Genomic DNA, 13,846 nt, shown 5'->3' with positions numbered 1-13,846 from the left:
ATGGCCTCGGCAGCGCTCTTCGATCTTTTGCCGGATTTCGGCGCACGCACCCAGCGCGCCGGCCAGCCACCGCTCCCGACCAAGGCCGAGCCAAGGCCGGAGACGCCGGTGGCGCAGGCCGACATCGGCGTGCTGATCGCCGAAGCGGTCATCGACGCCGAAGCCGCCCTTGAAGCCCGCCTTGTCATCGCCCACCAAGCCGAGCTCGAGGCGGAGCGTCAGGCCAACGCCGATGAAGCAAAGGCCTTTCTGGAAAGCTTCGGCGGCGATGTCGGCGTCGCCGTCACTGCCCGTATCGACGCCATGGAGGCCAAGGTCAGCGAACTCGTCGGCGCCACCGTTGCCCGCATCATTGGCGGCATCGTCAGCGACGATCTGCAGAAGCGCTCGCTGGAAGCCCTTGCCGGCACGATCCGCGAAGCCGTCGGCGACAGCGAGGCGGTGCGCATCGCCGTGCGCGGACCGCTCTCTTTGTTCGAGACGCTGAAGGCTTCGCTCGGTTCGCGCGCGGCCAATCTCGATTTCGTCGAGGCGCCCGGCTTCGACCTCACCGTCGCCATTGACGAGGCGGTGTTCGAAACCCGAATTGCCGAATGGTCTTCTGCCTTGTCCGAGGCCCTCTCATGAACGGGGAATTGTCATGAGCGTTGCCGACGCAGCGGGCCATCCGCACGAGATCATCATCGTCAAGCGCAACCACGACGACCACGACGACGCCCATCATGGCGGCGTCTGGAAGATCGCCTTTGCCGATTTCATGACCGCCATGATGTGCTTCTTCCTCGTCATGTGGCTGATCAATGCTGCCAACGAGCAGACCAAGGCCGCCGTCGCCAGCTATTTCAACCCGGTCAAACTGGTCGACCGCAACGCCAGCCGCAAGGGCCTCGAAGACCTCGGCGATGGGCCGAGCAAGGTCGGGCTGACGGCTGACGACCCGAAGGACAAGACCCGCAAGGCCGGACAGGACGGCATCGGCGGCGCTGGCACTTCCGACAAGAAGCAGCCGAAGGAATCGGCGCCGAAGACGGATCTTTCCGACGAGCATCTGTTTGCCGATCCCTATGCGGTGCTGTCGGAAATCGCCACCGATACCGGCGTCATGCAGAACGTCAGCGAGAAGGGCGATGGTGGCGCGCAGGCGTCCGGCCCGGCCACCGGCGCATCGGGCGGCCAATCCTACCGCGACCCGTTCGCGCCGGATTTCTGGTCGCAGCAGGTGGCAGCACCCGGCGCCGAAGCCACCGCCGAACGCAGCAAGATCGAAGGCGATCCGCTCAAACCCGGCGACAAGGCGGCACAGACGCAAGTGACTGAAGTGAAGGCCGTGCCGCCGGCGCCGCCAGTGGTGGATGCGCCGCTCGAACCGTTGGCGAAATCCGCATCCGACAAGCCGCCGACCAAGGCTGAAGCCAAGGCAGAGGCCAAGGCTGAAGCCGCAAAGGCCGAAACGAAAAAGGCGGAGGAGGCAAAGGCAGCGCAGGCGGAAGCGGCACCCAAGCCCGAAGCCGCGGAAAAGGCGCCGAGTGCCGCTGCCGTTAAGGCCGCGGAACAGGTCAAGCAGGAACTGGCCGAGGCCTTCAAGCCAGGCGACAAATTGCACGACGGCGTCTCCGTCGAGGCCACCGACAAGGGCGTCGTCATCTCGATCACCGACCAGTTCGATTTCGGCATGTTCGAGATCGGATCGGCGGTGCCGCGGCGTGAACTGGTGCTGGCGATGGAGAAGATTGGTCGCATCGTCAATGAGCAGAAAGGCACGATCAGCATCAACGGCCATACCGATGCGCGGCCGTTCCGCAGCGATACCTACGACAACTGGCGGCTGTCCACGGCGCGCGCCCATTCCGCCTATTACATGCTGGTGCGCGGCGGCGTCGACGAGCGCCGCATCACCGAAGTCGCCGGTTTCGCCGACCGCGAACCGAAAATTGCGGCCGACCCGATGGCGGCCGCGAACCGCCGCATCGAGATCCTGATGGCGACCGACGGATGAGGCGCTCCGCTATCATCGGCCGCGCTGTCGGCCTGCTGCTGCTGAGCGCTGTCCATTCGCCGGCAGCTTTTGCCGAGGATGGCTTGCAGCCCTATCAGCTGGTGCGCTCGCTGCAGCTGGTACAGGACCGCATCGCCGCCGGCGACCATGCCGCGCTGCCGATGCAAGCCAAGCTGCTCGAAATGACCGACACGAGGCTGCGCGCGGCGGACGCGCAGGACTTCAGCGACCCTAAGAATTTTCGCGCGTTGCTGGTCTATGGCATGAGCGGCGGCAATCCCGTCACCGTCGAGGTGGCGGTGTCGCGCGCCAAGACCGACGCGCAAAGCCTGGCCATCGCCAAGGGCATTGTCGATTATCTGAATGGCCGCCCAGCGGCCGCGATCGAGGCGCTGAAGCCGATCGATCCGATGACACTGCCCTCCGATCTCGGTGCTTTTCTGGCGCTGGTCAAAGGCTCACTGCTCGCCACCGAAGAACCGGTCGCCGCGCTTGCCCTGCTCGACGATGCTCGCCTGCTCAGCCCCGGCACGCTGGTCGAGGAAGCAGCGCTGCGCCGCTCGGTCGGCATCGCCGCCGCGCAAGGCGATGGCGCGCGCTTCGCGCTTGCCTCGACCCAATATGTCGAGGATTACCTCTATTCGCCCTATGCCAGCCAGTTCGCCGACGCCTTCGTCTCCGGCGTCATCACGCTGCACATGGCGATCAGCCAGGACAAGCTCGCCGACATAACCGCGATGATGGATCCCGAGCGCGAGAAGGTGATCTATCTGCGCATTGCCCGCCGCGCCGCCATTGACGGCCTTGCCGATCTCTCAGCGTTTGCCTCGGCCAGGGCCGAACAGGGCCGCGATGGCATCCACAATCAAGACGACCCGCGCGCCCAGCTCTATTCCAGCCTGTCCACGGTGACGTCGGGCACCATCGACGAGGTCCGCGCCAAGCTCGACAAGATCGATCGCAGCCAGCTTTCGCAAAGCGACCGCGACTTGCTCGATGCCGCGCAGGCCGTGGCCGGCGAAGTGATCGCGCCGCCGGCGCCGCTGCCTGCCGACAAGCCCGCGCCTGCCGCGGCCAAACAGGAGCCGGTCAAGACAGCGGCTGTGGCAAACCCCGATGAGCCCGAGCTGCCGCCGGTCGAAGGCGCAATGCCGGAACAGCCAGCCGCCACAACATCGAGTGAACCGGCAGCAACCGACCGACTGAAGGCGGCAAGTGAACCGGCCGCGCAGGCACCAAGCACGCCAGAGGCAAAGGCGGCGGAAACGCCTGCAGTCGCCCCGGCCAGCGATGCGGCTCCGGTCGTGCCGGCATCGGCGCCGGCCCCCGCCGCCGTAGAGCCAGCCGATCCCACCGACGCCGCCATGGCGAGGACGCGTCGCCAGCTCGATTTGATCGACCAGATGCTTGGAGCAGCCCCGAAATGACCACCAATGTTGGCCAGGCCCTGCCGGCTCCCGCGCACGCCGGATCGAAGCAGTCGGCCTCAAACGCCAAAGGTGGCGACAAAAGCTTCGGTGACATGGTGCGCGGCGACGACGATGCGCCGACACCGATAGGCCAGGGAGCAATTGAGGCCGCGTCGCACGAGCCGCATTGGGCCAAACGCAGCCCTGCCGGTCCCGGCAAAAGCGAAATCCCACACACCCAGTCTGGCAAGACGGTGGCGAAGTCCGCTGCCGGCAAGGCCGCAAAAGAACATGCCGACAGTGGCCCGGACAAACCATCCAACGACGCTGAAGTGGCCGGACGAGACGCGGATGCAGGACCGCTGCAGGATCTTTTGCCATTGGTGCTGGCGCTGCACGATATCAGGCATTTCTCAACGGTCCGGACAAGCGGGAACGGCATCGCGACGAATGGACAGACTGGGCAACCGGCGCCCGCTGGCGAGGCCATTTCTGCACAGACGTCGCCTCTGAAGAGACACCGCGCAGCTTCCGGCATTGACAACAGACTCGACACGACGACGCGATCGGAACGGGCCAAGCCCGGTACCAGCGTTTCCGCACAGGATCAGGGGCAAAAGCTGCCCGCTATCGGGCTCCAGTCCGGCAAACTGCCGCACCAGGATGGTCCGACGCCTCCTCTACCGGCGAACCAGACGGCAAGCGACGTTTGGGCACCCGAGGCAAAACGGTCCGCGCCGTCGGCGAAGTCCGTCGATGGAGCCCATTCCGCGGCATCGTCCACACAGGGAAAACCGCCGCCATTCGCTGCGCGCGTCGACATTGTCGCCGAACAGAGCTTCCCCGCGCCGGCACATAGTCCGATAAACCAAACGACTTCGGCGCTTATCGACGCGCTGGCTTCGGATAACGGCCTGCGGCAAGCGGTTTCGACGCCGTCGACGACCGCCCAGACGGCCGGTTCTGTTGCCGTTCCGACACATATATTGAAGATCGAGCTTCACCCGGCAGAGCTCGGCATGGTCACCGCCAGTCTCAGGCTTTCCGGAGAACAACTTTCGATAGAATTGAAGCCCGAAACCCATGAGGCTTACCGCCGTCTCGCCACCGACAGCGACGCCATCGTGAAGTCGTTGCGCGGGCTCGGCTTCGATGTCGACAAGGTCACCATCCTGCAACCCTCGATAGCGATCCACGCAGCGGCCCGCAGCGATGCAGCGAACTCGCATCCAATGCCGCAAGGCCGCGACCAGTCCGCTTTTCAGCCCGGAAACTCGAGCGGCAACAATACGGGTTCGGGCGGCCAGCAGTCGGGAAGAAACCGCAATGACGATGCCCAGGAATTCGGCCGCGCTGGCGCGCCTGCTCGCGAGCGCGCTGGCGACGATATGTTTATCTAGCCTCGCCACCAAGCCGGCCACCGCCGCCACCAACCCTTGCGAGCCCGAGATCTTGCGTGCCGCCGACCGCTATGGCGTGCCCGCCGGCATCCTCTATGCGGTCGGGCTGACCGAGACCGGCAAGAAGGGTAGCTTGCAACCTAACGCATTGAATATAGAGGGAAAAGCGGTATTTCCAAGGAGCCGCACTGAGGCCCTGGCCGCCTTCGAAGCAGCCCGACGTGAGGGCAAGACGCTGATCGACCTCGGCTGCATGCAGATCAACCATCACTATCACGCCGCGCATTTCCGCAGCGTCGACGACATGCTCGACCCGCGCCAGAATGTCGACTATGCCGCACGCTTCCTGGCCAGCCTGCATGCGCGTCATGTCAGTTGGTCGATGGCCGTCGCCCGCTACCACGCCGGGCCCGACAATGATCCCGCGCAGAAATTCTATGTCTGCCGCGTCATCGCCAATATGGTCGCCACCGGCTTCGGCAAATGGACCCCGAACGCCCGCAACTTTTGCAACCCTTAGGTGAATCATCTCTTGCGAACGGCTGCAAATCCACGCCCGGCGGTTGACGTGCCACGTCACCCGTTCGGCAACCAACGATACAACCTCCTGATTGCGGTTATTTCGAAACTCGAAATAACTCCCAAGAAAATAGCTACAAGAAATGATGGTTGTTCAGGATTCCCGGCACCGGTTACGGCTCTTCCCACGGGGCAGATGATCTGATTCGGAGGCGGGGCCGATGATTGTAATCGTTGACGAGCGTGAGCTCGTAACTGAAGGCTATAATTCACTTTTCGATCGTGAGGGCGTCGCCTGTGCAGGCTTCGCGTCCGGCGAATTCGGCGAGTGGGTGACATCGGCCGCCGACACGGATTTGCGATCGGTCCGAGCCTTCCTCATCGGCGACTGCCGCGAAGGCGCCATCTCGCCACGCCAGATCCGCGACCGCACCGGCGCTCCGGTCATTGCGCTGAGCGAACAGCACTCGCTCGAGAATACGCTGCGGCTGTTCGAGAGCGGTGTCGACGACGTCATCCGCAAGCCGGTCCATATTCGGGAGATCCTGGCCCGCATCACCGCCATCCGCCGCCGCGCCCATGAGGACGTCAGCTACACCGAGATCGGCGCCATGCGCATCTTCATGGATGGCCGCGATCCCGAGATCGATGGCCAGCCGCTGCCTCTGCCGCGTCGCGAACGCCGCATCCTCGAATATCTGGCGAGCAACCGCGGACGCCGGGTCACCAAGACCCAGGTCTTCAACGCCATCTACGGCATCTTCGACGAAGAGGTCGAGGAGAACGTGGTCGAGAGCCACATCTCCAAATTGCGCAAGAAGCTGCGCGAAAAGCTCGGCCAGGACCCGATAGATTCCAAGCGCTTCCTTGGCTACCGGCTGGTGTTCTGATGGCGGTCTGCGCCAGCCTCGCGCAAGACAGAAATTATATCCTCGCGACCACAGATGGGCCCAACGATGTTGGGCATTGAGGAGACGTTCGATGAGCCTTTACGGAATGATGCGGACCGGCGTTTCCGGCATGAACGCGCAGGCCAACCGCCTTTCGGCGACAGCCGACAACATCGCCAATTCCGACACCACCGGCTACAAGCGATCCTCGGCCGAGTTTTCGACGCTGATCATGCCGCAGGTCGGCGGCGCCTATAATTCCGGCGGCGTCAACACCACCATCCGCTCGGCCATCAGCGCCCAGGGCGTGCTGCAGTACACGACCTCGGTTTCCGACCTTGCGGTCAACGGCAACGGTTTCTTCGTCGTCCAGGACCCCAGCGGAACGCCTTTCCTCACCCGCGCCGGCGCATTCGTTCCCGACGCTCAGGGCAGGCTGGTCAACGCCGCCGGCTACCAGTTGATGGCATACAGCTACGCCAACGGCACGCCGGCAGCCACCGCCAACGGCTTCGAAGGGCTGGTTCCGGTCCAGATCTCCGACCAGGAAATGACGGCGACGCCCAGCACCACAGGCAATTTCAACGCCAATCTGCCGGCTGGCGCCACGCCGCCCGCCGGTCCGCTGCCTTCCACCAACAGCCCGACCGCCGAATACACGTCGAAGTCCTCGATGGTCACCTACGACAATCTCGGCAACAAGAAGCTGCTCGACGTCTATTTCACCAACACCGGCACCGGCGCCTGGTCGGTCTCTGTGTTCGACCAGTCCCAGGCGACGCCGGGCACATCCTTCCCCTATACGGGCGGCGCGCTGGCCACGGCCAACCTGACCTTCGACACCACCACCGGCAAGCTAACCGGCGCGGTCGACAGCATAACGATCCCCGTACCGGGCGGTGCGTCGCTCGACCTCGATTTGTCCAAGCTGACTCAGCTCGGCACCGGCTTCACAGTCTCCGAAGCCAAGGTCAACGGCAACGCGCCCAGCACGATCGAAAAGATCCAGATCGGCGAGGACGGAGTCATTTACGCCCAGTATCAGGACGGCTCGACCAAGCCGCTGTTCAAGATCCCACTGGCCGACGTCCAGAGCGCCGACAACCTCACCGCACTGCCTGGCAATGTCTATGCGCAGTCCACCGACTCCGGCACCGTGCGCATCGGCTTCGCCAATGAAGGCAAGCTCGGCAGCATCATCTCCGGCGCGTTGGAAAATTCCAACGTCGATATCGCCGAGGAATTGACCAACATGATCGCGGCGCAGCGCAGCTACACCGCTAACTCGAAAGTGTTCCAGACCGGTTCCGACCTCATGGATGTCCTTGTCAACCTGAAGAGATAAACGACGGGCGCCAAGGGAATGAACCCAAACCAGAGCAGCGCGGTGCGCGGATTTCGAATTCGAGGCCACACCGGCAAACCGGCCGGGGTGGTCCGGGATTGCAGGTTTCCGAGCGCCGACGCCGCCGACAGGGCAGAGACGTCATCCCCTCCCCACTGGCCTCATGAAAGACCCGCATGTCGCTGACTTCCGCATTGACCATAGCCCAACAGTCGCTTCAGACCACATCGAAGCAGACCAGCGTCCTTTCCCGCAACATTGCCGACGCCAGCAACCCCGACTATGCCCGCCGCACGGCGGTCGTCGTCAGCAGCGCGCCCGGGGCGCGCTCGGTCGAGATCCAGCGCGCCACCAACGCCCTGCTGTTTCGCCAGAACCTTAGCGCGCAATCGGCATGGAGCGGCCAGAGCACGCTTTACAGCGGAATTGACCGCCTCGCCGTTGCCCTCAACGGCGTCGACAACGCCTCCTCTGCCTCGACCGCGATCGGCAAGCTGCAGAACGCGCTGCAGCTTTACGCCGCTACGCCATCCAACCGGAACCTCGGCTCCAGCGTCATCGACGCGGCCCAGCAGGTGGTGCGCGCTCTGAACGACGGCACCAACGCGATCCAGGATTTCCGCACCCAGGCCGATGGCGAGATATCGACGGCCGTCAACGATCTCAACTCGTTGCTCAGCCAGTTCCAGGCCGCCAACAAGGCCGTCATTTCCGCAACCCGATCGGGCACGGATGCATCCGACGCGCTCGACCAGCGCGACGCATTGCTGAAGAAGATCGCGGACTATGTGCCTGTGTCGACTTTCACGCGCGGCGACAACGACATGGTCATAACCACCAAGGACGGCACGACGCTGTTCGAGACCATTCCGCGCTCGGTAAGTTTCACCCCGTCGGCGGGCTACACGGCCGGCACACCAGGCAACACCATCTACATCGACAATGTGCCGGTCAGCGCCGGGGCTGGCGGCAACACCAGCGCCGACGGCAAGCTCGCCGGGCTCATCACCTTGCGCGACGGCGTCGCGGCGACGATGCAAAGCCAGCTCGACGAAGTCGCGCGCGGCCTCATCACCGCCTTTGCCGAAACAGCACCTTCGCAGCCCGACCGAACCGGCCTGTTCACCTGGTCGGGTGCGCCCGCCATTCCGGCCGCCGGCACGCTGATCGACGGCCTTGCCGGCTCGATCAAGGTCAACGCCGCAATGGACCCGAGCGTCGGCGGCAATCCGGTGCTGCTGCGCGACGGCGGCGCCAATGGTGCGGCCTATGTCGCCAACACCGCCGGCGACGCCTCCTATTCGCAGCTCTTGATCGGCTATGGCGACAAGCTCGACAAGCCGATGCCTTTCGACGCTGCGGCCGGCATCACCGTGACGTCCAGCGTCTCCGACTACGCCGCCAATGCCATTGGCTGGTTCGAAGGCCAGCGCCAGCAGGCCTCGAGCAATGCAGACGCCAAGGAAGCGCTGGCATCGCGCACTGCCGAGGCGCTGTCCAACGACACCGGCGTCAATGTCGACCAGGAGATGTCGCTGCTGCTCGACCTCGAACACACCTATCAGGCCTCGGCGCGCATGATGAAAACCGTCGACGACATGCTGTCGGCCCTGCTCGATGCCGTGGGATAAGCCATGAAAGCCACATCCGTCTCCTCAGCCGCTCTCTCCAACGCCGCGCGCTATCAGCAGATGCGCATGCAGGGCGAACTGGTCAAAGCCACCAAGGAATCGACGACCGGCACCCTCGCCGATGTCGGTCTGGCGCTCGGCGCGCGCACCTCGCAGGCGGTCACCTTCTCGCGCGACCTCGACCGGTTGAACTTCATCATCGATTCCAATTCGCTGGTCAACGCTCGGCTGTCCTCGACGCAGGCTGCGCTTGGCCAGCTTTCCGACACTGCGCAGAATTTGCTGACCGCACTGACCGCCGCCGGCAATTCCTCGAGCACCATCACGCAGCAAGCCGGCAAGGCCGCCGTGCAGCAGATGACCTCTATCCTCAATGCCAGCGTCAACGGCGAATATCTGTTTGCCGGCACCAACACCGACGTCAAGCCGATCGACGATTTCACCGCCGCCGGCTCGCCGGCCAAGGCGGCGTTCGACGCTTCCTTCTCGTCGTATTTCGGCTTCACGCAGACCGATCCGCTCGCCGCCAACATCACCGCCGCCCAGATGGACGGCTTCATCACCAGCAATGTCGTGCCGCAGTTCATGGGCGCCGGCTGGCAGGCCAACTGGTCGAATGCCACCGACCAGCAGATCGTCAGCCGCATTTCGCTGGGCGAAACCACCCAGACCTCGGCCAGCGCCAATGAAGACAGCATCCGCAAGCTCGCCATGGCTTCCGCCCTGGTCACCGGCCTGCTCTCCGGCAACATCAGCCAGGCGGCGAAGACCACCGTCGTCGGTCGCGCCCAGGCGATGGTCGGCGAGGCGCTGGGCGGACTCGGCCAGTTGCAGGCCGAGACCGGCCTTGCCGAGAAGCGTGTTTCCGACGCGAGCGACCGCATGAAGACGCAGGTCGACCTGTTCGAGCGCCATATCCTCGATCTGGAGGGCGTCAATCCGGCCGAGGCCGCCACCCGCGTCGCGGATCTGACGCAGCATATCGAGACGTCCTTCGCGCTGACCGCGCGCCTGCAGCAGATGAGCCTGCTGAACTACCTGACCTGACAATCTCAACCGCAACGGTAGAGCCAAACGATGTATCAATTCTCCTACGCCGACATCCAGACCGACTCCGTTGCCGATGCGAAAGATCGCGAGCGGCAGCTTTTGACCCGCTCGATCGAAATGCTGGCGGCGGCGGCGGCGGTAGGCCACACCTCGATGGAGGCGGTCGAAGCGCTGCACTTCACCAACCGGGTCTGGACCACCTTCGTCGAGGATCTCGGTTCCAGCGACAATGTCCTGCCCAAGGAACTGCGCGCCAACCTCATCTCCATCGGCCTGTGGCTGCTGCGCGAGGCCGAGGACATCCGCCAGGGCCGCACCGACAATTTCGAAGGGCTGATCGAAGTGTCCCAGATCATCCGGGACGGCATTCAATGACCAACACGCTGAAGATATCGCTGAAGCCGAACGAGAAGATCTACATCAACGGCGCCGTCATCCGCGTCGACCGCAAGGTCACCGTCGAGCTAATGAACGACGTACAGTTCCTGCTCGAGAACCATGTCATCCAGGCCGACGATGCCTCGACGCCGCTCAAGCAGCTCTATTTCATCCTGCAGGTGATGCTGATGAACCCGGCCGGCGCCATCGAGGCGCGCGCCATGTTCCGCCGCTCGCTGCCCTTGCTTTTGGCAAGCTTCGAGGATGAGCAGATCAGTGGCGCGCTGAAGCAGATCGACCGCATGGTCGGCGAAGACCATATCTATGAAGCGCTGAAGGCTATCCGCGCGCTTTATCCGCTCGAACGCCGCGCACTTGGCGGCAATGACGATGTTCAGGGTGCGAAGCGCCCGCTGGCCGTGGGAGCACAATACTGATGAATGTGGACATGACGACGACGATCCCCACGGGCGCCAACCAGGGTACTCAGCAGACGTCGAAGACAGCGGTCGACTACCAGTCGTTCCTGAAACTGTTGATCGCCGAGATGAAGAACCAGGATCCGACGAAACCGATGGATTCGACGCAGTACGTCGCCCAACTCGCCACCTTCTCGCAGGTCGAGCAATCGGTGCAGACCAACACCAAGCTCGACCAGATCATGCAGTCGTCGGCGCTGTCGCAGGCCGATGCCCTGATCGGCCGTTCGATCACCTCGGCCGACGGCAAGACGACCGGCGTCGTGGCCTCGGTCAAGCTTGCAAGCAACGGCGTGATCGCCGTGCTGCAGAACGGCACCGAAGTGCCGGTCGGCGCGGGCGTTTCGATAAAGCCGGCCAGCTAGACAGTTCCATAGAGGCGCGCTCACATGAACGAGGCCGACGCCCTAGACATCGTCCAGTATGCGGTGTGGACGGTGCTCGTCGCGTCCGCGCCGGTGGTGCTGGTTGCCATGGTGGTCGGCATCGGCATCGCGCTGATCCAGGCCCTGACCCAAATCCAGGAAATCACCCTGACCTTCGTACCCAAGATCGTAGCCATCATGCTGGTCGTGGCGCTGACCGGTCCGTTCATCGGCAGCCAGATATCGGCCTTCACCAACGTCATCTTCGAGCGCATCGAAAACGGGTTCTAGGCAGCGCTTGCAGGCGGCTGTGTTCCGGCTAGATTGCAGGCCATGACTCAGGCAGAACTCACCGGCAGGCCATGTGCGGAATAGCCGGCGTCTGGCGCAAACGAAACCCGATCGACGCCAACGACCTGTCGGATGTCGCCAGCATGATGCAGGCGCTGGTACATCGCGGCCCCGACGATCATGACAGCTGGCACAACAATCGGCTGGCGCTCGGTCACCGCCGACTTACCATCATCGATCCCTCGCCCGCCGCCCGTGAGCCGATGCTGACTTCTTCCGGCGATGGCGTTCTCGTCTACAATGGCGAGGTCTACAATTACCGCTCGCTGCGCGAAACGCTGCAGGCGCAAGGCGTCGTCTTTCGAACCATCTGCGATGCCGAAGTGGTTCTCGAAGCCTTGCATCACTGGGGTCCCGAAAAAGCCGTGCCGCTGTTCGACGGGATGTTTTCCTTCGCCTATTTCGACGCTCGCAGCAGTGCGCTGTGGCTTGCGCGTGACCGTCTTGGAATCAAGCCGATGTCGGTGGCCGACACGCCGGAGCGAATCCTGTTCGCCTCGGAGGACAAGGCGATCCTCGCCTGCGACGGTTTTCCGCGCGACATCGACAGCCGCGAGATCACCTTGCGGCTTGCCTGGCAGAGCCGCGATTCCAGCTACAGCCTGTTCGACCGCATCGAGCGCCTGCCGCCCGCCGGCCTGTGGAAGATCACCGATGGCGTTATCGAGAAGCGCCGCTTCTGGCATGTGCTGGACGTGCTGGAGACCGCGCGCATTACCGGCGATGCATCCGCTGATGCTGAACACATGGCGACGCTCGAGGCGTTGCTCAAGGACAGCGTCGGACTTCACTGCATCGCCGATACCAGCGTTGCCACCGCCTGCAGCAGCGGTGTCGATTCCGGCCTGATAACGGCGCTGGCAAAGCGGTTCAGGCCGGAAGTCCACGGTTATGTCGTCGACCCGCAGCTCGGCAACAGCGAGGCCGAAGACGCCGAACGCACCGGCCGCCATGTCGGCGTGCCCTTGCGCCGGGTGCCGGTCGACAGGAACCGGTTTTTCGAACTTTGGCCAAGGGTAATCTGGCATCTTGAAAGCGATGGCTGGCACGCCAGCCATGTCGCACTGCTGGCGCTTGCCGAACGATGCCGGGCCGACGGCGTCAAGGTGCTGCTCACCGGCGAAGGCGCAGACGAATTGTTTGGCGGCTACCCCTTGCAGGCCTTGAGCATGAAGAAGTGGCGTTCCTGGTCGTGGCCCCGGCGCCTGGTCCATTCGAAGCGCTCGCTCGACCGGAGATTCGAGCAACAGCGTCATGCCCCCTACAAGGTCTCGGCTGGAAGCCACTCACAAATGGATCGCAGCATGGTCCTGCGTGCTTTGTCGCCGGAGCTGAATTTCCTGCAAACCGAGATCTTCGACCGCCTGGAGCCGGTTATGCCGCCCGCGGATCGCGCCTTTCTCGGTAGTTGCCTCTACGACCTCTATTCGCATCTGCAGGACATACTGCACCGGCACGACCGGCTGAGCATGGCGGCGTCCGTGGAACTGCGGGTCCCGTTCCTGGAAAACCGCCTGATCGACTTCGCCATCCATTTGCCGAGGCGGCAGAAATACCGCGACAAAACAGGAAAATGGCTTTTGCGAAAGATCGCTGAAAAGCACATTCCGCGCCAGAACGTCCAGGCGCGCAAGATCGGCTTCGAAATGTCGTCGCAATTCTCTGCCGGCACGGAGACTTTGCTGCGCGGCGGTTTCCTGCGCGATGCCATGAAATGGCCCGCCGCGAATGTGGAGGACATGGTCCAGCTCGCGCGGCGCGAGCAACCGTCCAGGCTGCGGCTTGTCGGCATGGAGCTTTTCCTGCGCCTTCACGCCGGCGGCGAGACGACAGGCACGCTGACCGAAGCCTTGCATACCGCTGCCCGGGACAGAAGCTGACTTCGCGCGCGGCCGACAGCCCCGAGCAGTGGACCAATGAGAACATCGCTCTGGGTAGCGAACCCTTCCCGGCTGACGTATTTTCGCCTTGCTATCCTGTTGTTGGACCATGATCTTTTTCGAAGACGCGTTCGCCCTTTTGGATGTCGTGCT

The 13,846-nt window shown here is 63.6% G+C and carries 14 protein-coding genes; all 14 read left to right on the top strand.

The features are described 5' to 3' along the window. The 14 genes from NL532_RS09770 to asnB all read left to right on the top strand — a co-directional run bounded on the left by NL532_RS09770 (window position 1) and on the right by asnB (window position 13,693). The gene (locus tag NL532_RS09770) at window positions 1–627 is read left to right on the top strand and encodes a hypothetical protein (RefSeq protein ID WP_023828204.1); all 627 of its coding nucleotides are present in this window, start codon (window positions 1–3) and stop codon (window positions 625–627) included. Window positions 628–640: 13 nt separating this feature from the next. Continuing rightward, window positions 641–1,996, top strand: a complete 1,356-nt coding sequence (locus NL532_RS09765; protein ID WP_023828205.1) for a MotB family protein — start codon at window positions 641–643, stop codon at window positions 1,994–1,996. Beyond that, the gene (locus tag NL532_RS09760; protein ID WP_023828206.1) at window positions 1,993–3,423 is read left to right on the top strand and encodes a MotC family chemotaxis protein; all 1,431 of its coding nucleotides are present in this window, start codon (window positions 1,993–1,995) and stop codon (window positions 3,421–3,423) included. Before NL532_RS09765 ends, NL532_RS09760 begins: the two co-directional genes overlap by 4 nt. Next, complete coding sequence (fliK, locus tag NL532_RS09755) at window positions 3,420–4,805, top strand: flagellar hook-length control protein FliK (RefSeq protein WP_023828207.1); 1,386 nt, start codon at window positions 3,420–3,422, stop codon at window positions 4,803–4,805. Before NL532_RS09760 ends, fliK begins: the two co-directional genes overlap by 4 nt. Further along, the gene (locus NL532_RS09750; RefSeq protein ID WP_023817293.1) at window positions 4,738–5,325 is read left to right on the top strand and encodes a transglycosylase SLT domain-containing protein; all 588 of its coding nucleotides are present in this window, start codon (window positions 4,738–4,740) and stop codon (window positions 5,323–5,325) included. Before fliK ends, NL532_RS09750 begins: the two co-directional genes overlap by 68 nt. A gap of 220 nt (window positions 5,326–5,545) precedes the next feature. Beyond that, window positions 5,546–6,214, top strand: coding sequence for a response regulator transcription factor (locus tag NL532_RS09745; RefSeq protein WP_023683295.1), 669 nt, complete (start codon window positions 5,546–5,548; stop codon window positions 6,212–6,214). A gap of 91 nt (window positions 6,215–6,305) precedes the next feature. After that, window positions 6,306–7,559: a flagellar hook protein FlgE gene (locus NL532_RS09740; protein ID WP_023671890.1), complete on the top strand. Its 1,254-nt coding sequence runs from the start codon at window positions 6,306–6,308 to the stop codon at window positions 7,557–7,559. Between the two features lie 176 nt (window positions 7,560–7,735). Then, window positions 7,736–9,190, top strand: a complete 1,455-nt coding sequence (gene flgK, locus NL532_RS09735) for a flagellar hook-associated protein FlgK (protein ID WP_023828208.1) — start codon at window positions 7,736–7,738, stop codon at window positions 9,188–9,190. A 3-nt stretch (window positions 9,191–9,193) separates the two neighbouring features. Continuing rightward, window positions 9,194–10,237, top strand: coding sequence for a flagellar hook-associated family protein (locus NL532_RS09730; protein ID WP_023828209.1), 1,044 nt, complete (start codon window positions 9,194–9,196; stop codon window positions 10,235–10,237). Between the two features lie 30 nt (window positions 10,238–10,267). Next, the gene (gene flaF, locus NL532_RS09725; RefSeq protein ID WP_023671893.1) at window positions 10,268–10,615 is read left to right on the top strand and encodes a flagellar biosynthesis regulator FlaF; all 348 of its coding nucleotides are present in this window, start codon (window positions 10,268–10,270) and stop codon (window positions 10,613–10,615) included. Then, complete coding sequence (gene flbT, locus NL532_RS09720) at window positions 10,612–11,055, top strand: flagellar biosynthesis repressor FlbT (protein WP_023683290.1); 444 nt, start codon at window positions 10,612–10,614, stop codon at window positions 11,053–11,055. The genes flaF and flbT overlap by 4 nt, the downstream gene beginning before the upstream one ends. Continuing rightward, a complete protein-coding gene (flgD, locus tag NL532_RS09715; protein WP_023671895.1) occupies window positions 11,055–11,462 on the top strand; it encodes a flagellar hook assembly protein FlgD in 408 nt (135 codons plus the stop codon). Before flbT ends, flgD begins: the two co-directional genes overlap by 1 nt. Window positions 11,463–11,486: 24 nt before the next feature. After that, on the top strand, window positions 11,487–11,753 hold the full coding sequence (gene fliQ, locus NL532_RS09710) for a flagellar biosynthesis protein FliQ (protein WP_023671896.1): 267 nt from the start codon (window positions 11,487–11,489) through the stop codon (window positions 11,751–11,753). Between the two features lie 71 nt (window positions 11,754–11,824). After that, a complete protein-coding gene (asnB, locus tag NL532_RS09705; RefSeq protein ID WP_023828210.1) occupies window positions 11,825–13,693 on the top strand; it encodes an asparagine synthase (glutamine-hydrolyzing) in 1,869 nt (622 codons plus the stop codon). The last annotated feature ends 153 nt before the right edge of the window (window positions 13,694–13,846 follow it).

This window comes from Mesorhizobium sp. C120A, assembly GCF_030323105.1.
Classification (GTDB): Bacteria; Pseudomonadota; Alphaproteobacteria; order Rhizobiales; family Rhizobiaceae; genus Mesorhizobium.
Note: the sequence above shows the minus strand (reverse complement) of the source record. Positions and strands in the feature narration are given on the sequence as shown.